Here is a 21,692-nt window from a genome sequence, read left to right as displayed (position 1 = left end):
ACGCGCTGGAACAGCTCCCACAACTCGTCCGGCACCAGCCGCTCAACGATCACTGTCACAGCCAACAGCCTAGCGAGCCAAATGAGATGACCTCTAAGGACGCCTTCACCCTGGTCGCCCCCGACCCGGGCAGCGTCCCCGGTCCGTCTCCGGACGATTGCCCAGTCACCTCATCGGAAGAGTCCGACTCGACCGGCACCGCCAGCTCCCGGTGAGCGCCCGCGCCTGGCCACGCGGCCTGCGTACGGCACTGGCCCGCGCGCACGCGGTACTCCGCCGTACGCCGCCCACGCCGGGCCCGGCACCCGGACCACCACGGCCGCCGTCCCCGTCACCAGTGCCACCGATCCCTGTCCCCGCCCCCGCGCCGGCACCACCGAACCCACCAACCCCACCCGAGCCGCCCGCCGCCCCCACGTCCCCGAAGTGGCTGGAGTTCGTCGGCACCGCCGGCTCCCTGCTCTCCCTCTTCACCGCGGTCCTCTTCTACTTCGGCTGGGCGAGCACCGACGCCGAGACGAAGGCCCTCGGTCTGCGGGACACGCTGTTCCGGTTTTCGACCGCGGACTATCTGCTGCGCAGTGTGGACGCGCTGTACATCCCCGCCTTGGTGGCGGCCGCCGTCTCGATGGCGGCCGCGGCACTGCACCAACGGGTGCAGAGCGACCCAACGCGGGCAACACGCGTGCTGCGGCACGCCTGGCTGCCGGCACTGCTGCTCGTGCCGTCGTACTACCTCGCGCCGGCCATCTTCGAGCTGGTCATCCCGCTGGCGGCCCTGGCCGGCGTGCTGCTCAGCACATACGCCCGCACCCGCCCGCAGCCCGACGCGCCCGCCGACCGGCGCCGGGCGGCACAGATCTGGGCGCCGGCCCTGCTGGTGGCGCTGGTATTCCTGTTCTGGGCGGTGTCCGGGTACGCGGGACTCGTGGGGCGGGGCCGGGCCGAGGAGACCGCCGCGACCGTGGCCGGGGAGCTCCCTGCGGTCGTCGTGTTCAGCAAGCAGGACCTACTGATCCGGGGCGGCGGCAGCTGCGTCGCCGCCGTCGACCAGAAAGGCAGCCCGTACCACTACCGCTACGCCGGGCTGCGCCTGTTCCACGTCTCCGGTGACCGCCTGTTCCTCGTGCCACGGTACTGGGCCCCATGGCAGGGCACGCTGTACGTGCTGCGGGAGCAGGACGAGGACGTGCGCATCGAGTACGTCAGCGGCGGCCGGTTCGGCGAGCTCTGGCATGTCGCAGAACCTATCGCGCGGGGCATTGTGCGAAAGCTGTTTTGCGAGGGGTTGTGAGAGCGAAGATCAGGAGCAAACCGGGCAGCCCCGGCAACAAGGTGGGCACAGGTCCCGGTGATAGGTACAGCCGCCACCGCCCCGGTGGACATGTGCAGCACGTCGTCGCGGCAGTAGAGCATATTTTCCCTATAGGGGCGACGATCGGTATATGGGTGACGATCGGTGTGGCTGGTGCGAAGCTCCACTGCCGGAGTCGGCAGGCCCGGGGCGGCGGTATTGCCATCAGGCGCACCGGCAAGCGGCCTGGCGAGCCAGGCGTCGCTGGCAGGCGGCGGCGGAGGCGCGGCAGGCGCTGGTGTTCGCGGAAACGAATCTCCTGACGCAGGTGCAGGCCGCAACCCAGCAGGCAAGCGACTCGCGCCCGGGGCGAGGAGCGGAGGGCTGCCATGTTGCCACCGTGGTGGAGCTGCCCGGGCTGGCCGGGCAGCTGGTGCGCTGTGCGGTGTTGGCGGACCGACGAACCGGGGCCAGCTGGGCGCAGATCGGTGCTGGCCTGGGCATCAGCGCGGAGGCGGCCAGATATCGCTTCAGGCGCCTGGAGGAATCCCTGCCTGGTGCCGCTCGGGAGGGTGAGAGCACGAGGGACCTTGCCGGCTTCGGCACCGGCACAGGCTCGGGCACGCATGTGCTCTGCTCCGCTTTGGACCAATTCATGCGGGAGACAGGCGCCTCCGGAGGCCTGGTATACCTGCTGCCGCCGGGCGAGCGGGTGCTGCGACTGGCGGTGCAGAGGGGGGTTCCCCGGCAGATCGCCGCGCACTGGACGCAGGTGCCGCTGGCGGCCCGCACCCCGGCGACCGACGCCGTGCGCGAGCGGCGTCTGGTGTGGGTAGGCGGCCAGGAAGAGATGGCGCGGCACTACCCGCAGATGGCGCTCGCGCTGCCCTATCCCTTCTCGGTGGCCGCTGCCCCGATCACCACCGGCACCACCACTTGGGGCGCCCTGCTGGTGCGGTGGCCCAGCTCGCATCCATCGCCGCTGACCCGACACGAACGCAACGCGGTCCGTACCTCCTGCCGCCGCCTGGGCCTTGTCCTGCGGCAGGCCGCCGACAGCGGCCACCCGCTGCTGCCCGGGTCCGAGCCGCAGGTCCTGGCCCCCCTGCGTGCCCGCGCTCGCGGGCCAACCCAGGAGGCGGCAGCGGCGGACTTCGCCGAGCGCCTGCCCGGAGGATGCTGCACCTTGGACCTTGACGGCCGGATCACCTTCATCACCACCGCCGCCGCCGACCTCCTCGGCGCCAGCGCCGTCGACCTGCTGGGCGTCCTGCCCCGGCAGGTCCTGCCGTGGCTGGACGACCCAGTCGTCGAAGACCGCTACCGGGCCGCGGTGCTCAGCCAGGAGGCCACCTCCTTCACCGCCCTGCGCCCACCGGACCGGTGGCTGTCCTTCCACCTGTACCCGGACGTCTGCGGCATCAGCGTCCGCATCGCCCCGGCCTCCCCGTCCCCTGCCTCGGAGACGTCAGAGGTTCTGCACCCCGCACCGTCGGCCGCACCGGGTCGGTCGACCGCCCACCACCTCCTGATGCACCTCGCCGCCACGCTGACCGAGGCCGTCGGGGTCATGGACGTGATCGCCCGGATCGATGACCTGGTCCCGACCGCCTTCGAGGCCCAAGCCCTCGCCCTGATGATCGCCGAGGAGGGCCGGCTGCGGATCATCGGTTACCGCGGCTACACCGCCGAACTCATGGACCGCTTCGACGGCACCCCCCTGGCCTCGGACACCCCTGCCGTGCGTGTCCTGACCAGCGGCGTCCCTCACTTCTACGCCACCTTCGCGGACCTCAAGCGCGCTTATCCCCCCGCCGTCCTGCAGGACGGCAAGGCCGCCTGGGCCTTCCTGCCCCTGATCACCTCCGGCCGCCCCGTCGGCTCGCTGGTCCTCGCGTACGACCGGCCGCATCCCTTCACGCCCGAGGAACGAGCTGTCCTCACCGCGACCGCCGGGCTGATCGCCCAGGCCCTGGACCGCGCCCGCCTCTACGACGCCAAACAGGCTCTCGCCCACAGCTTGCAAGCCAGCCTGCTGCCCCAAGCACTGCCCCGCGTCCCTGGCCTGGACGTGGCCACCCGCTACCTCCCCACCGCTCACGGCATCGACGTCGGCGGCGACTTCTACGACCTCATTCATCTCGACACCGACCTCGCCGCCGCAGCAATCGGCGACGTCCAAGGCCACAACGTGAACGCCGCCGCCCTCATGGGGCAGGTCCGCACCGCCGTCCACGCCACCGCCGGCGCATCGCCCGGCCAAGTCCTCGCCCGCACCAACCATCTGCTCACCGACCTTGACCCCGGCCTGTTCACCAGTTGCCTCTACGTCCAGCTCGACCTGGCACGCCACCGCGCCTGCCTGGCCACCGCCGGCCACCCGCCCCCACTCCTGCGCCACCCCGACCTACACGCCGAGATCCTCCCGCTGACGCCCGGGCTCCTGCTCGGCATTGACCCCGCCGCCGACTACCCGGAGACCGACATCCCCCTACCGCCCGGGGCCGTGCTCGCCCTGTACACCGATGGACTCGTCGAAACCCCCGGCATCGACATCGAGGACGCCACCGCCGACCTCGCCGCCCAGCTCGCACAAGCCCGAGGCCAGACCCTGGACGACCTCGCCGACACCCTCATCCACCACGCCCAACGGTCCGCCCCCCGCAACGACGACATCGCCCTGCTCCTCATCCGGCCTCAACAACACGGCCGCTGACACCAAAGGCCCGCCCGGCTCGGCGGGGCTCCTGTCTCCGCCCCGTCGACGCCGCCGAGCTCGGTGAAGCATGCCTCCCTTTCCGAGCCCACCGCCGATCGGAGCCGGGGTGCCCACCTTGTTGCCGGGGCTGCCCACGCCGCCTATCTGCGCGAGCTCTTACTGTGACTGGTCACAAATTGACGCTTACCGTTGTGGTTCCCAGGCTGGTATGAGGGGCCGGCGAAAGGGACCGTGGTCGTGAGTGGTGGGCAGAGTGAACTTCCCCGGCTGCTGACGGCAGCGGAGACGGCCGCGCCGGTGGAGGCAGTCGACGTGGTCGCCCAGGACCTGCGGCGGCGTCTCGAGGCCACGAATGTCTCCTTCCTTATCGTGGACCTGACAGGGAAGGCAGTGGCGCGGCTGTCCACCACTGATGCTGCGGAGGGTGGGCGGGAAGCGGAGCGGATCCCCATGCTCGGCAGTGTCTACGAGCAGGTGATCCGTACCCAGCGGCTGTACCAGGAGGAGACCGGCCGGGGACAGCGGGTGATCGTGCCGGTCACCAACCGGGGGGATGCCATCGGACTGCTGGAACTGCTCCTTCCGGCCGCCCCCGGCGAGGACGTCCTCGATGCGGTCAGGGAAGCCGCCCACGTCCTGGCCTATATCGTGATCGCCAACGGGCGCTTCACCGACCTCTACATCTGGGGCAAACGCTCCCGGCCCCCCACCCTGGCAGCAGAGATCCAGTACCAGCTACTGCCCCCGTCACTGTCGTGCGAGGCTGCACAGTTCACCCTGTGCGGGAGCCTGGAGCCCTCCGAGAGCCTCAGCGGTGACACCTTCGACTACACCCTGGACCACGACACCCTGCATGTCTCGGTGACCGACCCCATGGGCCACGACATCGACGCCGCGCTGGCCGCCACGGTCCTGGTGAGCGCCCTGCGCGGCGCCCGCCGCGCAGGAGCCGACCTGGCCGAGCAGGCCCACCGGGCCGACCAGGCACTGATCGACCACGGCCACGGTCACGCCACCGGGCAGCTGCTGCGCATCAACCTCCACACCGGGCAGGCCCGGCTCGTCAACGCCGGCCATCCCTGGCCACTGCGCATGCGTGAGGGGGCCACGGAGGCGATCACCTGCGAGGTGGACCATCCCTTCGGGCTGTCCGAGCTCGCGCCCCACCCCTACCGCGTTCAGGACCTCGATCTGCGCCCCGGTGACCGTCTGCTCATGTTCACCGACGGCATGCTCGAACGTCATGGGGAGAAAGTCGACCTGCCCGCCCTGCTGGAGCGCACCCGGGACCTGCACCCGCGGGAGGCCGCGCTGATGCTGACGTCCGCGGTACGGGACGCCGCCGACGGCCAGCTGGAGGACGATGCCACCGTGATGTGCCTGGACTGGCACGGTCCCCAGGAGACCCAGCGGCACGTCAGCTCCGGCGCGGACACCCAACTGGCCTCAGCCGGCCGCGCAAAGCAGTAGCCGTGACCAGGGCGCTTTCCTGGACGGTGGATGTTCGGTTCAGGCGGCCGGTGAGTAGCTCTCGCTCGTCGGGGCATCGCCTCTGAGTACCGTGAAGTCGACGTCCAGGCGCGGGTCATACGCCTCGGGTTGGATGCCGAGCTCGTGGGTGGGGTACTCGCCGAACCGGTTGATGTGTTCGGTCAGGTACGGCGAGATCTGGGCCAGGTCCTCCGGCTCGATCTGCCAACCCTCCTCCAGCAGCTGCCGCACGATCTCCGCGATGTCCAGGGCGTTGTGGAAGATGACCGCGTTTGTGAGCAGAGCATTGAATTTCATCGCCTTCTCCTGCTCGACCGGGTCGTTGTCCGCGATGACCCCGCGGTTGCCGAACCCGATCCACTGGCAGAACCGGTTGAACGACTCCACCTTGTTCGTCGCCGCCGTCACCCGTCGACGCAGCGGGGCGTCCGAGAGGTAGCGCAGCAGCTGCGCGGTGCGGATCACGCGGCCGACCTCGCGGAAGGCGGTGTAGGTGGCGTTCTTCCGCGAGCCCGAGCGCAGGCGCTTCAGCAGCGTGGAGGAGGAGATCGCCCCCTCCCGTACGGAGACGGCCACCCGCATCAGGTGCCGGAACTGGGATTCGATCAGGTCGAAGTCGATGACATGCTTGCCCGGCTCCCCGAACAGGGCGTCGATGTGCACGTACTCGCTCTGCCTGGACGGTCGGTAGAACATGCAGTCCTTCCAGTTCCGGATGCGGGGCATCAGGTCGAAGCCCAGCAGGTGGGCGAGGGCGAACACCGGCTGCGACTGGCCCTGCGTATCGGCGTGCACCGTGGTCGGCTGCACCTCGGAGGTGTTCTTCAGCAGGCCCACGATGATGTAGACGGCCTCCCACACCCCGCACGGGATGAAGTGCGTGAACAGCGCGACGTAGGTGTCGGAGATGTGGTGGTAGGCGATCCCGCCCGGTTTGCCGTACCGGACGCTCGTCTCGGCCAGCAGGTTGTCGAGGTAGGTGTCCATGTGGGTGCCGTCGGCGGCCACGGCCGTGCCGTCGCCCCACGCCTGCGAGATGTCCAGGCGGGCGTGCGCGTTGACCAGGTCAGCGATCGCCTCGTTCAGCAGCGCGATCGAGAAGTGTCGGTTTGCCACGTACGACAGCTCGTGCCCCGAGACTCCGGGGATGTGACGAGCGGCCTCGTACGGGCCCATGTTGGTGCCCTTGACGAAGGTGGTGATGACGTACCGGCCGAACGGGTCCTCCAGCTTCGGCTCGTTGCCGGACGCAGGGCCGAAGCGGCGCCACCATTCCACCCAGTACGCAGTGCGGGCCACGATCCCCATCAGCGAGCGTTCCGGCATCCGGGCCTTGATCTCCTGCTCCAGCCGCTTCGCCGACGGCCGCTGCCCCTCCGAGCGGTGCGGCTTCAGCGCCGGGGTACCGGTCTCCGGGTCGATGACCAGGCCCTCGTTGTCCGGGTATCCGGCGTCCGCCGCCGCGGTGGCGCCTCGCAGCTTGTCCTCCAGCTGCCGGCGGAAGAACTGTGCGTCGAACTCGGCCGTCTCGCCCTCCTCGGCGAGGCCGACCTCCACCAGGTAGGCCGCCAGCTTCTCCTGGACGACCTCCCACGCGAGCAGCTGCTCGGACCAGTCCGCGTACTCCTCCGAGCCGACCACCGCGACGTCGCCGGTGCGCAGTTCCTCCGCGAGGGCGGTGAACACCATCGCCTCGAAATGCTTGCGGACGAACTGCCCGGACCGGGTCTTGTCCGCCACGGCCCTGCGCCAGTTCTGCGTGGCGAAGGAGATGTCCACCTCCTTGCCCTCCTCGTCGAGGGCGGTGATGTACTCGCCGCGTGCGCTCTGGTGCCGTTGGGCGTGTGCGAGCGCGTCCAGCACCCGCCCGTCCTCGGATGTCGCGGTGACTCCAGCTTCTCGGCCAGGTCGAACATCACCGCGCGGTCCCGGCCGATCTGCCCGTACAGCAGCACCTCCCAGAAGTTCCCGTGGTGGGCGGAGACCTTCTCGATCTGCTCGTACTGCTTCGCGAACCCGCCGAAGCCCTCCACGGCCCTGGTGACCGCGCCGAGCCCACCGGCCTGCACCACCAAGGCCTTCGCCATGGCGAGCACCGCCCGGGAGACCTTGCCGTTCAGCCGCTTGGCGACCTCCTCGGCCGACGCTTGCTCGTCCAGCCCGTCCAGGGCCTTCACCGCCTCGGTGGTCATGGCCGCGGCCTTCGCCAGGGCCCCCTGGGCGGGGCCGCCTTCGTCGATGTGCTTCAGCACGGTGCGGTAGTTCCCGATGAGGGCCTCGACCATCTCCTGCTGGCGCAGGCGGATCTCCTCCAGCTCGGCCTTGGCCTTCTTGATCTTCGTCGCCACCCGCTTGCAGCACATCGTCGCCAGGTCGTCGCGGACCCGCATCCTCGCCTTGTGCGTCAGGCACGCAATCAGCGCGATGCGCTTGACGGGCTCGTAGTCCGGCCCCGGGGATCAATGGAACCGTGGTTGGCGCTGAGGTCGATCTTGGTCGTGTAGCACGCGGTCGGGGCGCCTCGTCGGGTTTCTTCGGAAGATCGTTGGTCGTGGACGCCCAGTGGCTACCGTCCGCCGGATGCCGGTGGAGTTTTTAACTGATGAGCAGGCCGCGGCGTACGGGCGGTTCGTGGAGGAGCCGACGCGGCCGGAGCTGGAGCGGTTCTTCTTCCTGGACGACGTGGACCGGGACCTGATCGCGCTAAGGCGGACGACGGCCCACCAGTTGGGGTTCGCGGTGCAGATGTGCACCGTCCGGTATGTCGGCCGGTTCCTGGTGGACGATCCGCTGGACGTGCCGTGGTCGGTCGTCGAGCACCTGGCCGCGCAGTTGCGGATCGAGGACCCGTCGGTGGTGAAGCGGTACACCGAGCGGGCCAAGACGGCGTAAGAGCACGCGTGGGAGATCCGGGACGCCTACGGCTACCACCCGTTCGAGGACCCCGTGTGGGGGCGGAAGTTCCGTGCGTTCCTGCACGGGCGGGCGTGGACGGGAGCTGAGGGGCCGGTGTCGCTGTTCAACCAGGCGGTGGGCTGGCTGCGGCGCAACCGGGTGCTGCTGCCGGGCGTGAGCGTGCTAGCCAAGCAGGTCGCGTCCGTGCGGCAGGTGGCGGAGAAGCGGATGTACGCCACGGTGGCGGGCGCTGTGCGGCGGGCGGACGCGTCGTTGTCGGCGGACCTGGTGGGGTTGCTCGGGGTGCCGGAGGGGCGGCGGGTTTCGGAGCTGGAGCGGCTGCGCCGGCCGCCGACGCGGACGACGGGCGCGAGTATGGCGAAGGCGCTGGAGCGGGTGGATGAGATCTCCGCGTTCCGGCTGGGCCGGGTGAGGCTGGACAAGGTGCCGCCGAACCGGCTGGCGACGCTGGCGCGGGTCGGGCTGGGATCGAAGGCGCCGGTCTTGGAGCGTACGCCGGAGCCGAAGCGCACCGCGTTGCTGACGTCGGTGGTGCGGCACCTGGAGGCGTCGGCGATCGATGACGCGCTGGATCTGTTCTCGGTGCTGATGCAGGTGAAGCTTATCGGCGCCGCGCGGCGGGCGACGGACCGGGACTGGATCGCGGCCCGGGGCCGGGTGGCGAAGGCGTCGCGGATGCTCGATGGGGTGTTCCGGCTGTGGAGTGAGCAGCTGGATCTGGTCGCCAAGCACGGGGCCGACCTCGATCCGGGGGCGATGTGGCGGGCGCTGGAGGCGCAGATCGGGCCGCGCGAGGAGGTGATGGCCGCCTCCGCGCTGTTGGGGGAGCTGATCGGGCCTGCGGATCAGGAGGCGGAGGCGGAGATGCGGCGTCTGCTGGCCACCCGCTACAACACGGTCCGTCCGTTCCTGTCGCTGCTGGGGGAGTCGCCCGCGCTGGGGGCGGCCTCCGGCGGGAGGCGGGTCTTGGAGGCGGTGAGGTGTCTTCCGGCGCTGGCCCGGCGGAAGGTGAAGGTCAAGCCGCTGCTGCCGCGCGAGATCGACGGCAGGCTGGTGCCGCCGGCGTGGAAGAAGGCGGTGTACGCCAACCCGGGACTGCCCGAGGGAGCGGTGGACCGGGACGCGTACGTGGTGTGCGTGCTGGAGCAGCTGTTCCGCGCGCTGAACCGGCGGGATGTGTTCGCTTCGCCGTCGAACCGGTGGGCGGACCCGCGGGCGCGGCTGCTGGACGGCAAGCGGTGGGAGGCCGTTGCCGAGGACGTGCTGCACGGGCTGAGCCTGGACGAGCCGGTCGAGGAGCACCTGGCCGGGCGGGTGCGCGCGTTGGACGCGGCCTGGCAGTTGATGGCCGAGCGCCTGGAGGAGGCCGGCCAGGACGCGAAGCTCAGCTTCGAGGTTCAGCCCAACGGCCGCCTGAAGCTGAACGTGGACCGGCTCGGCGCCGTCGGCGAACCCGCGTCGCTGCGCTGGCTGCGGTCGACCACCGCGGCGATACTCCCGAAGATCGACCTGCCGGACCTGCTGTTCGAGGTCGATGCCTGGACCGGGTTCCTGGACGCCTTCGTGCACCTGGGCGACGGCCGGACCCGCATGGAGGATCTGAAGACCTCCCTGGTCGCGCTGCTGGTCGCCGAGGCGTGCAACATCGGCCTGACCCCCGTCATCGACCCTGAGGAGGACGCCCTCACCCGGGCGAGGCTGGTGCACGTCGACCAGTACTACCTGCGGGCCGACACCATCGCCGCGGCGAACGCGAAGCTGATCGAGGCCCAGGGGCGGGTGCCGATCGTGGAGCACTGGGGTGAGGGACTGCTCGCCTCCGTGGACGGTCTGCGGTTCGTCGTGCCGAAGCGGACCATCAACGCCGGTCCGTCGCCGAAGTACTACCACTTCAAACGCGGCATCACCTGGCTGAACGCGGTGAACGACCAGGTCGCGGGCATCGGGCAGATGGTGGTGCCCGGCACCCCGCGCGACTCCCTGCACATCTTGGACACCCTGCTGAACCTGGACGCCGGGGCGAAGCCGGAGATGGTGGCCACCGACAACGCCTCCTACTCCGACATGGTCTTCGGCCTGTTCGCCCTGCTCGGCTACAACTTCTCGCCCCGCTTCCGCGACCTGGCCGACCAGCGGTTCTGGCGTGCGGAGATGCCCGGGGTGGCCACCGGCGGCTACGGGCCGCTGGAGCCGCTGGCCTGCAACAAGGTCAATCTGAACAAGGTGATTACGCACTGGCCGGACATCCTGCGGGTGGCCGGCTCCCTGGTGACCGGGCAGGTGCGTGCCTACGACCTGCTGCGGATGTTCGGGCGGGAGGGACGCCCCACCCCGCTGGGCACCGCGTTCGCCGAGTACGGACGGATCGCCAAGACCCTCCACCTGCTGCGCGTGGTCGACCCGGTCGACGACACCTACCGCCGCCAGATGAACCGGCAGCTCACCGTGCAGGAATCCCGCCATAAGCTCGCCCGGGACATCTGCCACGGCAAGCGTGGGCAGATCATGCAGGCGTACCGGACAGGGCAGGAGGACCAGCTCGGCGCGCTCGGCCTGGTCCTCAACGCCGCCGTGCTGTGGACCACCCGCTACCTGGACGCCGCGGTCGCCCAACTGCGGGCGCTGCCGGCCAACGAGCGCGAGCACGACGTCCTGGACGCCAACGTCGCCCGGCTCTCCCCGCTCCGCCACGCGAACCTCAATGTGCTCGGCCGCTACAGTTTCCGCGCCTCCGTGCCGACGGGCGGCGGTCTGCGCCCGCTGCGCGACCCGGCCACCGTCGACACCGACGAGGATGAAGGCGGGTGAGCTGCGGGCGGGTTCAGCCGACGGTGGGCGTCAGGGCAGCGTCGTACTGTGCGACAGCCCACGGCAGGAGCACACAGGACAGCAGGAACCACGGGCAGTACCGGTACAGGTCCCACCCCTCGACGGGGAAGCTGGAGCCCGCGTAGTCGCCCTCGAAGCGGGCCAGCGCCTACCGCAGGCCCTTCTCCGTGGTCAGGTCCCTCTCTACATCGGCGAGCTGGGCGTGGCCCTGCTGACCGTCGTCGGGCACAAGATGTATGCGCCCAAGGACATCGCCGCTTTGTACGTACGCGTCGGCGTTCAGCCGGAGGCGGTTGTCCATGAAAAAGGACAGGAACGCGGCCTGCTGAGACGAGCGGAGCACGTCGCCGAAAAGGCACATGATGACTGTGCGTATTCACTCGGATGGGGGACGTGAAGGGGCGGTGGTGTGCATACACGGGTGGCATGAGGAGGGGGCGTTCGCACCCAGAAGGGTGTGCCCTGGAAGGAGGACATCATGGTCCGCCATTCGACACGTACGCTTCTGGTGGGTCTGTGCGCGCTGGCCGCCGCCGCGCCGGCGGCCCCGGCCCTGGCCGGGGGCGACCCGGCCGGGGCGTCCCCGGCACCGCACACCGCCGCCCGGGCGCTCCACGCGCAGACGCTCACCGACCTGACCACCACCATGAAGGGCGAGGGGTACGCCTACGCCGCCTACAGCCTCTTCGCCGCCGAGGCCGACCGCCAGGGCCTGCCGGCCGTCGGCAAGCTCTTCCGCTCCACGGCGCACACCGAGTTGAACGAGCACCTGCGCGAGGCGGCCACCCTGGCCGGCCTGGTCGGCTCCAACGCCGCCAACCTGCGCCAGGCCATCAACGGCGAGACCTACGAGCACCAGGTCATGTACCGCCGCTTCGCCGAGCAGGCCCGCGCGGACGGGGACCTCGAGGCCGCGAAGCTCTTCAGCGAGATCGCCGCGGACGAGGGCCGCCACCGCGACGCCTTCCGCACGGCCCTCACGGCCGTGACCACCGGCCGCGGCACCATCCCGGCGCCGCCGAAGGCCGACGTGGTGGCGGTGCCCGCCGGGCTGCCGAAGGTGAAGGCCGCCCGCACCAAGGCCAACCTGGACATGGCGATGCACGGCGAGGGTCTCGCCCACGCCAAGTACATGCTCTTCGCCGCCCACGCCCGGCAGACCGGCAACGCCGCGCTGGCCCGCCTGTGGGAGGGCACCGCCGAGGTCGAGCGGCAGGAGCACTTCGCCGGTGAGGCGGTGCTGGCCGGCCTGGTCCGCACGACGAGGGAGAACCTGCGCACGGCCATCACCGGGGAGCACAACGAGGCGACCACCGTGTACCCGGGGTTCGCCAGGCGGGCCACCGCCGTCGGCGACACCGCCGCCGCCCGCTACTTCCGCGACACCGCCGCGGACGAGGCCAAGCACGCTGCCGCCTTCCAGAAGGCGCTCGACCAGCTGCGCTGACTGCCCTGGCCGCACCCGGAGACCGGCCGCACGCACCACGCCAGGCAGTCCGACCGGCCGACGCCTCACCCAGGCCGGCCGGACTGCCTCCGGCGCGGCTGCCGCCGCGTCACCGCCCGGCGCCGGACCGGCTCGTCGAGAAACGGCCCTGCCAGGCCGCCTTCGCACCCGAGTCACCGATCCGGTACACCTGGACGGCCGCGCCGACGGCCACGACCAGGGCGACCACCAGCGCCACGACGCGCACCACAACAGAAGAGGCCAGCCGGGCCACGGCGGACGCCCCGCCCGCGGCGGGGCGTCCGGCCTCCCCGCCGCGGTCTCGTTCCCGGCGGGGGCCGGCGCGGCCGAGCAGCCAGACGGCGACCGTCAGCACGAACAGGGCGATCGCCCATGGAGTGAGATCGGATCCCATCTCGGCGTGCTCTTCCGCCAGTGCACTCTCCCGCACCCGGTCCTCCAGCCACTCGCCGGATTCGGTGGTCAGCACCACCAGGACAAGAGTGATCAGCCCCATGACCGGCAGCACCCAGCTGAGCCTGCGCGCCGCCGAAGACCACAGCGCACAGACCACGAGCGCCAACGCCGTCAGCGGGACCAGCACCACTGCGCCGTGAACGAAGAGGGGATGGCCGGGAAGGCCGTTGATCAGCCCAACATCCACGGAATCTCCTCCAACGGGTACGCAAGGAACATTCGCCCAAAAATCTACTGCTTCAGGCATTCTGTGACAGATGCGTCCGTGTGCAGGAGTCGTGCACGCATATGGAGCAGTGCCTCGGGTCCAGCCAAGGTGAGCTCAAAAGCCGCCACGGAGTGATCTTGAAGCCTTGCCCCCCTGCCGCTCCTCCACCACCGCGCCCCGATGCGTGTCCTGCGTTCCGCAGTTCTGATCTTCGCAGCGTTGTAGGCCCGGGATGATCACGCGGGCGCGTGTGGCGCCTTCGGCAGGGGCTGGCGCCGAGTGGGGTGGGGATGACCGCAGCACCGTCTACGAGCACATCGACGCCCTGTTCGGCGAGGTGGGCCGTAACGTGATCGACTGGGAATTGATCGAGACTCACTTCAAGGACTTGATGAGGGTGACCGTCTCGGTCCGCGAGGGCACCATCTCCTCCACCCTGCTGCTCAAGCGACTGCGCTCCGGCTCCCACAAGAACGCCACCTACACCGCCTTCCGAGAGGTCGGGCGGGTGATCCGCACCGTCCAGCTGCTTCGGTACCTCTCGGACGCGCCGCTGCGCGGCCGGGTGACGGCCGCGACCAACAAGGTCGAGGCGTTCAACGGCTTTTGCGATTGGGTGCGGTTCGGCCAGCGTGGCACGGTGGCGGCCAACGACCCGGGCGAGCAGGAGAAGGACGTGAAGTTCACCTCTCTGCTCGCCAACCTGCTCATCTTCCACAACACTCTCGACATCGCCGACGTGGTGCGGCAGTTGCAGGCCGAGGGCTGGGTCATCGACCCGCTGAACCTGGCCCAGATCTCGCCTTACCTGACTGAGCACGTCAACCGGTTCGGCGCCTACTCCACCCATGAGATAGGTATCGCCCCGGAGGACTACGACACCCACCTCGATGTCGACTTCAGCGTGCTGGTGGACGAGCAGGCCCCAGCGGCATGACCCTCATGGCCAGGTGCCCGGTCGGGGTCCATCAACCCCCCGCCCGGGCACCTGGAGTGTTGCGGATCTAGCGGGACAGCCACAGGTGCCAGCCAGCTGCGTCGGGCTCAAAGGAACTGACCAGCGTGCGTCTGGAACCCGCCGCTTCCACCATCGCGTCGAAGGCAGCCACATCGGTCAGGGCGAGCGCCTGTGGACCGTCAACGGCGTAGCCCTCCTCGGTCAGGGCCCGGCGCAACAGGTCCCGCATCTTCGGCACGTCCCCGACCACCAGAATCCGCATGCTGCCTTCCTTCTGCTTCCGCTGCTGTGCGCCGTTTGCCCTCACGGTCCCGGCCGCGGGTGAAGCTGTCATGAAGCCACCCGGATGGGGGCGCTCTTCATGCCAGCTTCATCGGCGGCGGTTTGTCTGGCCACACAGGCACCATCGACGACGAACTCGACGAGGAGTGGCCATGTCACCCCGTTCGCACATGAAGCCGGTCGCAGGGGCAGCGGCCACGTGCCTTCTGATAGCGGGCTCCGGCCTGCTGGCGGGCTGCGGCACCGCGAGGACAGAGGGCGCTGCTGGGGGCGGTACGCAGACGGACCCGGCCCCGACCGCCACCCACGGCCAGGCGCAGCAGCCCGTGCAGACCACGGAGGCCGACTGGAAGCCGCTCGCCGACGCCCTCGGCCGCACCGGCACCCTGACGAAGGGCACCGTCTACCGCGTCTCACTGCCCCGCAAGGACCTCACCGTCACCACCCAGGGCGTCGCCATCAAGCCGGGCCTCGCGCTCGGCGGCTACGCGACCTTCGCCAAGTACCACAACGGGACCATGCTCATGGGCGACCTGGTCGTCACCGAGGACGAACTGCCCAAGGTCACCGACGCGCTGCAGACCGCCGGGATCGAGCAGACCGCGCTGCACAAGCACCTGCTGCAGCAGTCCCCGGCGATCTGGTGGACACACGTCCATGCCATGGGCGACCCGGTCACCCTGGCCAAGAGCCTGAAGTCCGCGCTGGCCGCCACCGCCACCCCGCCCGCCTCGCCGCCCCCGGCCACCCAGCCACCCATCGCCCTGGACACCGCCGGCATCGACAAGGCGCTCGGCCGCAAGGGCACCGCCGACGGCGGCATCTACAAGTTCTCCATCCCCCGCAAGGACACCGTCACCGACGGCATGCACGTGCTGCCGCCCGCCCTCGGTATCACCACCGCCGTCAACTTCCAGCCCCTGGGGGGCAACAAGGCGGCCATCAACGGCGACTTCGTCATGACCGCCCCCGAGGTGCAGAAGGTCATCCGCGCGCTGCGCAAGGGAGGCATCGACATCGTCGAACTGCACAACCACACCCTGAACGACCAGCCACGCCTGTTCTACATGCACTTCTGGGCCACCGGCGACGGCGCCACCCTGGCCAAGGCACTCCGCCCGGCCCTCGACGCCACCGCGCTGGCTCCCATGTCGTGATCGGCTGGGGCCAGATCGTCTACGGCGCCGTGCTGTCGGCCGTCGTCGCCGCCGTCCTGAGCACCCTCCCCCGTGGCCGCAGTCGCGCCGTCGTCGCGACCGGTGCGCTCGCTGCGGCCGTCGGGCCCCTGGCCTGGAACGCGATCCTGCGCGCCGCCCACGGAGACCAGTTCTTCACCGACGCACCCGTGATCGTCTTCCCCGTCAGCTGGCAGGACACCGGCTCCGGCGTCTTCACCCTCGCCGCCGCCTCCCTCGGCTACGGGCTCGGTCCGCTCGCCGCGCAGCCGACCCGCACCAGCATCCGCTACGCGCTCCTGGCCGCCGTCGCAGCCCTGCTCGTCGACGTCTACCTGTACTGACCAGCTAATCGCCCGCGCGAGGTGGGTGATGTTGCGAGGGTTGAGCAACCGGTCGACGGCCACCCAGGCGGCCAGGGCCGCGAACGCGGCGATGGTCGCCACGACGGACGTGCGCATCGAGCCGATGCGGCCCGAGCACGCCGAGTAGGTCCTGGCGATCTACCAGCTGGCGTTGGGAGGGCCGCTTGGCTCCGGGCAGGGGACCGGTTTCCCCTGTCCACCGGAGCGGTTGGTGACCGACCCTGGGTAGTAGGACACTCTGAGCGCGCCATCAGCCGAGGGAAGGTGATCGGCGTGATGTGGTACGGCGGCTGGGGTTTCGGCTGGTTGATCATGCTGGCGATCACGGTGCTGTTCTGGGCCGTGGTGATCGCCGCTGTCGTCGCACTCGTGCGGTACTTCACGGGCACGCACCACGGCCACCAGGCAGGCCCGCGCCCCCTAACCGGTGAGCCGGGGTGGGGTGGCAACCGGCGAGCGGAAGACCTGCTGGCCGAGCGGTTCGCCCGCGGGGAGATCGACGAGGAGGAGTACAAGCGCCGCCTCGCACTGCTGCGGGAGCACCGGTGAACGTGCACCGCCGCCGCAGGGTGTGGCTGGGCGTCGCCGGTGCGATCGCCGCGCTGGTGCTGGGCATCGCCACCATGGTGTCGCTCACCGCGGCCGGTACCTTCCGCGGTCCGGCAGCAGCGCGCTGGACGACGCCGGGCCCGCGCTGCGGCCCGCCTTCGCTGGCGGGCCATGTGGTCGATGTGACCGTTGGCGACATGGGCGGCATGATGCCTGGGACGATGGGCGGCCCCGGCGGGCACGGTCCGGCAGGCGGCAGTCCCGCGGGGTACGGCATGGGCATGATGTGGCTGCGCGTGACACCGCACGTGATTACTTCCGGCACGATCTCACTGCGGGTATTCAACGCGGGAGCGCTCACCCACGAGGTGGTCGTGCTGCCGCTGCCAAGCGGCCAGGCCGCAGGTGAACGACAGGTCGGCCCCGACGGGAAGGTCAGCGAGGCGGGCAACGTGGGCGAAGCCTCGCACAGCTGCGCGGCGGGCGCGGGGGACGGCATCACCTCCGGCGCTGCGGGCTGGACCACCCTGGCGTTGCGGCCCGGCCGTTACGAGCTGGTGTGCAACATCCCCGGCCACTACGCGGCCGGCATGTACGACGAGCTCGACGTCACCAGCCGGTAGGAGCCGCGCTCGCAATACCGAGAGGTCTACGGCATATTCAGCTAACGATCTCATTGCCCCTTTGACGCGTATCTGGGTCACACCCCAGGTAGATCGGCATGCCGGTCGCGGCGGTGACGGCCTGGTGCTCGGCCATCTCGCGCCCGCGGTCCCAGGTGAGCGTCCGCCGCAGCTGGGGCGGGATACCGAGGAGGCTTTCCCGAGCCAGCCTGGCAGTACGGCCAGGCTGGCAGGTGTGACACCGACGCGTTCGGCGAGTTCGCCCGCAAACATCTTCCGCTTGGCGATCTGACGCCGACTTCGACGGTGATCGGCGTCAGATCGCCTTGTTCGGCTCGGCCTGCGTCTGCACCGCCTCGGCGTCGCGCGCAGCCGGATGACGCCCCTTCCATCCTGTGACCCACGTCACATTCGCTTCCTGTCAGGAATCGGGGCGCTGCCCCGCTCAAGCCACCGAGAGCAGGCAGAACGACAGGAGCGAGAGATGAAGCACCGCATCGTCGTCCTCGGCGCCGGCTATGCCGGGGCCTACGTGGCCGGGACCCTGGCCCGTCGGCTGTCCCCGGAGGGCATCGAGATGACCGTGGTCAACGCCGAACCGGACTTCGTCCAGCGGCTGCGGCTGCACCAGCTCGCGGCCGGCCAGGAGATCGAGGCCCCGAAGCTTGCCGACGTCTTCGCGGGCACGGGGATCCGGCTGCGCCTGGCCCGTGTCACAGCTGTCGACCCCGAGCGGCAGGTCGTCGCCGTGGCCGACGCCGACGGCGGCGGCGAGCTCGGCTACGACACGCTTGTCTACGCGCTCGGCAGTCACGGCGACGCCCACGGCGTCCCCGGCGTCGCCGAGCACGCGTTCGACGTAGCCGCCCGGCCCTCGGCGCTGCGCCTGCGCGAGCGCCTGGCCGGCCTGGGCGACGGCGGGCGTGTGGTGGTCGTCGGCGACGGGTTGACCGGCATCGAGACCGCCACCGAGATCGCCGAGTCCCGGCCCGGCCTGTCGGTGGCGCTGGTCGCCCGCGGGGAGCTGGGCGCCCGGCTCTCGGCAGGAGCCCGCGGCCACCTGCGCCAGGCGTGCGAGCGGCTGGGCACCGCCGTCTGGGAACACGCCGAGGTCGAAGCCGTCGAAGCAGCGCGGGTGCTGTGCGCCGACGGCACCGTCCTGGCGTCCGACGCAACCGTGTGGACAGCCGGGTTCGTGGTCGACCCCCTCGCCACCGCCGCAGGGCTGGAGGTCACCGAGAACGGTCGGATCGTCGTCGACCGCACCATGCGGTCGGTCTCGCACCCGAACGTCTACGCCGTCGGCGACAGCGCCTACGCCGTCGGCGACAACGGCCGGCCGCTGCCGATGTCCTGCGCCTCGGCCGGCTACACCGGCCGGCAGGCCACGGATGCGATCGTGGGACGCCTGACCGGCCGCACGATCGCGAACACCAAGCTGGAGTACCTGGGCAACCACATCAGCCTCGGGCGGCGGGACGGGATCGTGCAGATGGTCGATGACGAAGGGCAGGCGAAGCCGAAGTACATGGGCGGCCGGAAGGCCGCGCGGATCAAGGCGGGCATCGTCCGGATGTCACTGTGGGCCACCTCGCACCCGACCTTCGGCCTGCCCAAGCGGAAGCACCGCCTGGCTGCCGCGCCCGTCGCATCGTCCGCCGAGACGGCGGTGGCGTAGCCGTGCGAGCCGTATCCACTCAGGCCGCGCCCGCAGCCGACGTGTCGCCCTCACCGTGGCCGACCGTGGCCAGGGCGGTCGCCTTGCGCCTGGCCGGCGGCCTGCGCGCCCGCCCCACCACCGCCACTGTCGAGGACCCGGCTGCCCATGCGACGGCCTGACCCCTCCATTCACTTCTGCAAGATCCTCTAGGGTGGTCCGCGTGGACAGCACCGCCACTGATCGCTTCGACACGGAGCGGTTCGAGGCCGGCCGGACCCGGCTGGCCTCGCTGGCGTACCGGCTGCTCGGGTCCGCCGTCGACGCCGAGGACGCCGTGCAGGATGCGTTCCTGCACTGGCAGGCCGCCGACCGGCAGCGGATCAAGGTGCCGGAAGCCTGGCTGACCAAGGTCGTCACCAACCTCTGCCTCGACCGGCTCCGCTCGGCACAGGCCCGCCGCGAACGCACCGCCGGCGCCTGGCTGCCCGAACCGCTCCTCGACGGCGACCCGATGCTCGGCCCCGCCGACACCTTCGAGCAGCGCGAATCGGTCTCCCTGGCCGTGCTGACCCTCATGGAGCGCCTGTCACCCCACGAGCGGGCCGTCTACGTCCTGCGCGAGGCCTTCTCGTACGGCCACGCCGAGATCGCCGAGATCCTCGACATCACGGAGTCTGCGAGCCAGCAGCACCTGCACCGGGCCCGACACCGTGTCACCGCCGCCCGCCGCCGCGGCGGCGAGGTCGACCTGGCGTCCGCCCGCAGGATCGTCGAGGAATTCCTCGCCGCCGCCTCCTCGGGCCACACCGAACGGCTGGTAGCGCTGCTCACCGATGACGTGATCGCGATCTCCGACGGCGCAGGCCTGGCCGAGAAGCTGCTCCGGTTCGACACTCCGCAACGCGTCGCCGCCGTCGCACGGGCCGGCTTCAAACCCACCCCCGCGAAGCGGAGACTGGCCGGCGGCATGCCCGCCATCCACTATGCGGTCGTCAACGGCACCCCCGCCATCCTCACGGTGGTCGGCGATCAGGTCGTCGGCTCCGTGACCTTCGACATCACGGGCGGAAGAATCGCCACCGTGCGCGGCATCGCCGCCCCCGCCCGCCTCATCCGCCTCGCCGAAGCCTGGCGGCAACACGAACCAGACACGCCACTCATCAGCCAGTGGTGACCCGACGCCTACCGCGGCCAGGCGCAGCACCCCGCGTTTCATAGGTCACCTATGAAACGGGGCCGGGTGCTCAGCGGGTGGCGCGTACGGCGCCAAGCCGGTAGCCGCAGGCTTGATACGCCGGGACGAGCTCCTCCACCGCCCGCTGCCGGGCCCGCTCGCCGTGGAACGTCTCGCCGGCGCCGCCCTGGACGCTCACCCGCTGACCGTCGGCGGACGCGATGAGGGTGACGGTGACTTCGTCGCCGTTGGTGTCGCGGACCAGCTGCCACTCGCTCCGGCTCTCGCCCGGGACGTGCGCGCGCACCTCCACCCGGAAGACAGGTCGTCGCGGGCCTGGCCCGTGGTGCTCTGCCACTCGCCGGCCACCGCGTAGCCGAGGCGGGCGAGCGCGCGGGCACAGTCGGACTGCGACGGCGGCACGCCGCCGGGGCCGGCGGGCACTTCGGCGGGCGGCTCGATCGCCCCGTGGCGGTGGACGAACAGGTGCCAGCGGCCGTCCAGCTGGCGGGCGAGGGTGGCCAGGTCATCGGCGTTCAGCGGCCCGTAGCGGTCGGCCGACATCGTGTGGACGCGCTTGGCCAGGATCTCGGCGTCCTGCTCGTCCAGGCCCAGGACGCCGAGCGGGGTGCCGTCCGGGCGGGCGATGATCAGACGTGCGGCCGCCGGGGCCGGGGCGACGCCGGAGGAAACCTCGTTGAGGGCGTGCAGGCTGCACGCCAGCGCGAGGGCGGCGTCCGGGCCGCTGTCTGCCGCGAAGTCGAGGGTGTTGTCGACGCTGGTCCAGCGGCCGATTTGTTCTGCAGGCATGGCAGGGCTCCGCGTTCAGGCGGCGGTGTCGTAGCCGGCCGCGGCGGGTTCCTCGCCGCGCAGCGGGGTGAAGTCGATGTCCAGGCGCGGGTCGTAGGCGGCTGGTTCGTTGCCGAGTTCGTGGGTGGAGTATTCGCCGAAGCGGCGGATGTGCTCGGTCAGGTACGGAGAGACCTGCGCCAGGTCCTCCGGATCGATCTCCATCCCTTCGGCCTGCAGCTGGCGCACGATCTCGGCGATGTCGAGCGCGTTGTGGAAGATCACCGCGTTGGACAGCAGCGCGTTGAATTTCGCGGTCCTCTCCTGCTCGACGGGGTCGTTGTCGGCGATCACGCCGCCGTTGCCGAAGCCGACCCACGCCGAGAACCGGTTGAACGACTCGACCTTGTTCGTCGCCGCGGTCACCCGCCGACGCAGCGGCGCGTCCGTCAGGTTTCGGCGGTGAGCTGGACGACGGCGGCGGGGTCCTTGGTGTAGAGCCCGATCCATGCCTTGTAGGCCGCACGGGCCACGTCGTTGTTCTGCCGTTCGCCGGTGGCCGCGGGGCTGTCCTCCTCGAGCTGAAGGATCGCCCGGTACGGGGTCACGGCGCGTCCGCGCTGGTTTCGTCGGCGAATGGAGACGGCGAGTGTGCGACGACGTCCGGGTGCAGCGTGGGCGCGAGCTCTTTCAGGTCGGGGTGGCTGGCGGCCACGTCGCGCAGCAGCCGGGGGAA

At 70.6% G+C, this 21,692-nt stretch carries 19 protein-coding genes and 3 pseudogenes; 14 read left to right on the top strand and 8 right to left on the bottom strand.

Features of this window, described 5'->3' with window-relative positions; translation table 11 throughout:
• Positions 1–337 precede the first annotated feature (337 nt).
• The 3 genes from ACFY3J_RS38130 to ACFY3J_RS38120 all read left to right on the top strand — a co-directional run bounded on the left by ACFY3J_RS38130 (position 338) and on the right by ACFY3J_RS38120 (position 5,483).
• Complete coding sequence (locus ACFY3J_RS38130) at positions 338–1,294, top strand: hypothetical protein (protein WP_390842828.1); 957 nt, start codon at positions 338–340, stop codon at positions 1,292–1,294.
• Between the two features lie 655 nt (positions 1,295–1,949).
• Entirely contained in the window at positions 1,950–4,010 is a 2,061-nt protein-coding gene (locus ACFY3J_RS38125; RefSeq protein ID WP_390842827.1) for a SpoIIE family protein phosphatase, read from the top strand.
• Between the two features lie 240 nt (positions 4,011–4,250).
• Positions 4,251–5,483, top strand: coding sequence for a PP2C family protein-serine/threonine phosphatase (locus ACFY3J_RS38120; protein WP_384186268.1), 1,233 nt, complete (start codon positions 4,251–4,253; stop codon positions 5,481–5,483).
• 39 nt (positions 5,484–5,522) lie between these two features.
• On the opposite strand, the gene ACFY3J_RS38115 is transcribed toward ACFY3J_RS38120, so the two are convergent.
• The gene (locus ACFY3J_RS38115) at positions 5,523–7,367 is read right to left on the bottom strand and encodes a transposase (RefSeq protein WP_390842826.1); all 1,845 of its coding nucleotides are present in this window, start codon (positions 7,365–7,367) and stop codon (positions 5,523–5,525) included.
• Between ACFY3J_RS38115 and ACFY3J_RS38110 the strand changes: the two genes are divergently transcribed.
• The 4 genes and pseudogenes from ACFY3J_RS38110 (at position 7,347) to ACFY3J_RS38095 (ending at position 12,696) form a co-directional block, all read left to right on the top strand.
• On the top strand, positions 7,347–7,766 hold the full coding sequence (locus ACFY3J_RS38110) for a hypothetical protein (protein ID WP_384186273.1): 420 nt from the start codon (positions 7,347–7,349) through the stop codon (positions 7,764–7,766). The two genes, ACFY3J_RS38115 and ACFY3J_RS38110, sit on opposite strands and share 21 nt — an antisense overlap.
• A gap of 318 nt (positions 7,767–8,084) precedes the next feature.
• Positions 8,085–11,228: pseudogene (locus ACFY3J_RS38105) on the top strand (Tn3 family transposase).
• Between the two features lie 223 nt (positions 11,229–11,451).
• Positions 11,452–11,646 (top strand): hypothetical protein, encoded by a 195-nt coding sequence (locus ACFY3J_RS38100; protein ID WP_384186276.1) that lies wholly within the window; start codon positions 11,452–11,454, stop codon positions 11,644–11,646.
• Between the two features lie 81 nt (positions 11,647–11,727).
• Complete coding sequence (locus ACFY3J_RS38095; RefSeq protein ID WP_390842824.1) at positions 11,728–12,696, top strand: ferritin family protein; 969 nt, start codon at positions 11,728–11,730, stop codon at positions 12,694–12,696.
• A gap of 109 nt (positions 12,697–12,805) precedes the next feature.
• Here ACFY3J_RS38095 and ACFY3J_RS38090 read toward each other — a convergent pair whose 3' ends face one another.
• The gene (locus ACFY3J_RS38090; protein WP_384186281.1) at positions 12,806–13,360 is read right to left on the bottom strand and encodes a DUF2231 domain-containing protein; all 555 of its coding nucleotides are present in this window, start codon (positions 13,358–13,360) and stop codon (positions 12,806–12,808) included.
• A 271-nt stretch (positions 13,361–13,631) separates the two neighbouring features.
• On the opposite strand from ACFY3J_RS38090, the gene ACFY3J_RS38085 reads away from it, so the two are divergent.
• The gene (locus ACFY3J_RS38085) at positions 13,632–14,318 is read left to right on the top strand and encodes a Tn3 family transposase (RefSeq protein WP_390842823.1); all 687 of its coding nucleotides are present in this window, start codon (positions 13,632–13,634) and stop codon (positions 14,316–14,318) included.
• Positions 14,319–14,385: 67 nt separating this feature from the next.
• Here the strand turns inward: ACFY3J_RS38085 and ACFY3J_RS38080 are convergent, their stop codons facing one another.
• A complete protein-coding gene (locus ACFY3J_RS38080) occupies positions 14,386–14,601 on the bottom strand; it encodes a hypothetical protein (RefSeq protein ID WP_384186286.1) in 216 nt (71 codons plus the stop codon).
• A gap of 172 nt (positions 14,602–14,773) precedes the next feature.
• Here ACFY3J_RS38080 and ACFY3J_RS38075 point away from each other — a divergent pair, with 172 nt between their 5' ends.
• The 4 genes from ACFY3J_RS38075 to ACFY3J_RS38060 all read left to right on the top strand — a co-directional run bounded on the left by ACFY3J_RS38075 (position 14,774) and on the right by ACFY3J_RS38060 (position 17,333).
• The gene (locus ACFY3J_RS38075; RefSeq protein ID WP_384186289.1) at positions 14,774–15,778 is read left to right on the top strand and encodes a DUF1259 domain-containing protein; all 1,005 of its coding nucleotides are present in this window, start codon (positions 14,774–14,776) and stop codon (positions 15,776–15,778) included.
• Entirely contained in the window at positions 15,775–16,140 is a 366-nt protein-coding gene (locus ACFY3J_RS38070; RefSeq protein WP_384186292.1) for a hypothetical protein, read from the top strand. The genes ACFY3J_RS38075 and ACFY3J_RS38070 overlap by 4 nt, the downstream gene beginning before the upstream one ends.
• Positions 16,141–16,437: 297 nt before the next feature.
• The gene (locus ACFY3J_RS38065) at positions 16,438–16,710 is read left to right on the top strand and encodes an SHOCT domain-containing protein (RefSeq protein WP_384186465.1); all 273 of its coding nucleotides are present in this window, start codon (positions 16,438–16,440) and stop codon (positions 16,708–16,710) included.
• A complete protein-coding gene (locus ACFY3J_RS38060; protein WP_384186294.1) occupies positions 16,707–17,333 on the top strand; it encodes a sulfocyanin-like copper-binding protein in 627 nt (208 codons plus the stop codon). Before ACFY3J_RS38065 ends, ACFY3J_RS38060 begins: the two co-directional genes overlap by 4 nt.
• Before the next feature lie 192 nt (positions 17,334–17,525).
• Here the strand turns inward: ACFY3J_RS38060 and ACFY3J_RS38055 are convergent.
• Positions 17,526–17,606: pseudogene (locus tag ACFY3J_RS38055) on the bottom strand (transcriptional regulator); the annotation flags it as partial.
• Between the two features lie 211 nt (positions 17,607–17,817).
• On the opposite strand from ACFY3J_RS38055, the gene ACFY3J_RS38050 reads away from it, so the two are divergent.
• Both ACFY3J_RS38050 and ACFY3J_RS38045 read left to right on the top strand, forming a co-directional pair.
• Complete coding sequence (locus tag ACFY3J_RS38050) at positions 17,818–19,011, top strand: NAD(P)/FAD-dependent oxidoreductase (RefSeq protein WP_390842822.1); 1,194 nt, start codon at positions 17,818–17,820, stop codon at positions 19,009–19,011.
• Positions 19,012–19,213: 202 nt separating this feature from the next.
• Positions 19,214–20,167: a sigma-70 family RNA polymerase sigma factor gene (locus tag ACFY3J_RS38045; RefSeq protein ID WP_390842821.1), complete on the top strand. Its 954-nt coding sequence runs from the start codon at positions 19,214–19,216 to the stop codon at positions 20,165–20,167.
• A gap of 70 nt (positions 20,168–20,237) precedes the next feature.
• Here ACFY3J_RS38045 and ACFY3J_RS38040 read toward each other — a convergent pair whose 3' ends face one another.
• The 4 genes and pseudogenes from ACFY3J_RS38040 to ACFY3J_RS38025 form a co-directional block, all read right to left on the bottom strand.
• On the bottom strand, positions 20,238–20,366 hold the full coding sequence (locus ACFY3J_RS38040) for a hypothetical protein (RefSeq protein WP_384186302.1): 129 nt from the start codon (positions 20,364–20,366) through the stop codon (positions 20,238–20,240).
• Positions 20,363–20,977: a hypothetical protein gene (locus ACFY3J_RS38035; RefSeq protein ID WP_390842820.1), complete on the bottom strand. Its 615-nt coding sequence runs from the start codon at positions 20,975–20,977 to the stop codon at positions 20,363–20,365. The genes ACFY3J_RS38040 and ACFY3J_RS38035 overlap by 4 nt, the downstream gene beginning before the upstream one ends.
• Positions 20,978–20,992: 15 nt before the next feature.
• Positions 20,993–21,394: pseudogene (locus tag ACFY3J_RS38030) on the bottom strand (Tn3 family transposase); the annotation flags it as partial.
• 11 nt (positions 21,395–21,405) lie between these two features.
• On the bottom strand, positions 21,406–21,564 hold the full coding sequence (locus ACFY3J_RS38025; RefSeq protein ID WP_384186307.1) for a hypothetical protein: 159 nt from the start codon (positions 21,562–21,564) through the stop codon (positions 21,406–21,408).
• Between the last annotated feature and the right edge of the window lie 128 nt (positions 21,565–21,692).

Source organism: Streptomyces sp. NPDC001231 (assembly GCF_042896885.1).
GTDB lineage: Bacteria > Actinomycetota > Actinomycetes > Streptomycetales > Streptomycetaceae > Streptomyces.
This window is presented reverse-complemented; position numbering and strand designations above follow the sequence as displayed.

Excerpts from the sequence above, each read along its gene's own strand:
- ACFY3J_RS38125 (WP_390842827.1), top strand. The coding sequence starts at position 1,950 with ATGCGGGAGACAGGCGCCTCCGGAGGCCTGGTATACCTGCTGCCGCCG.
- ACFY3J_RS38035 (WP_390842820.1), bottom strand. The coding sequence starts at position 20,977 with ATGCCTGCAGAACAAATCGGCCGCTGGACCAGCGTCGACAACACCCTC.
- ACFY3J_RS38080 (WP_384186286.1), bottom strand. The coding sequence starts at position 14,601 with ATGCGGATTCTGGTGGTCGGGGACGTGCCGAAGATGCGGGACCTGTTG.
- ACFY3J_RS38095 (WP_390842824.1), top strand. The coding sequence starts at position 11,728 with ATGGTCCGCCATTCGACACGTACGCTTCTGGTGGGTCTGTGCGCGCTG.
- ACFY3J_RS38065 (WP_384186465.1), top strand. The coding sequence starts at position 16,438 with ATGTGGTACGGCGGCTGGGGTTTCGGCTGGTTGATCATGCTGGCGATC.
- ACFY3J_RS38075 (WP_384186289.1), top strand. The coding sequence starts at position 14,774 with ATGTCACCCCGTTCGCACATGAAGCCGGTCGCAGGGGCAGCGGCCACG.
- ACFY3J_RS38050 (WP_390842822.1), top strand. The coding sequence starts at position 17,818 with ATGAAGCACCGCATCGTCGTCCTCGGCGCCGGCTATGCCGGGGCCTAC.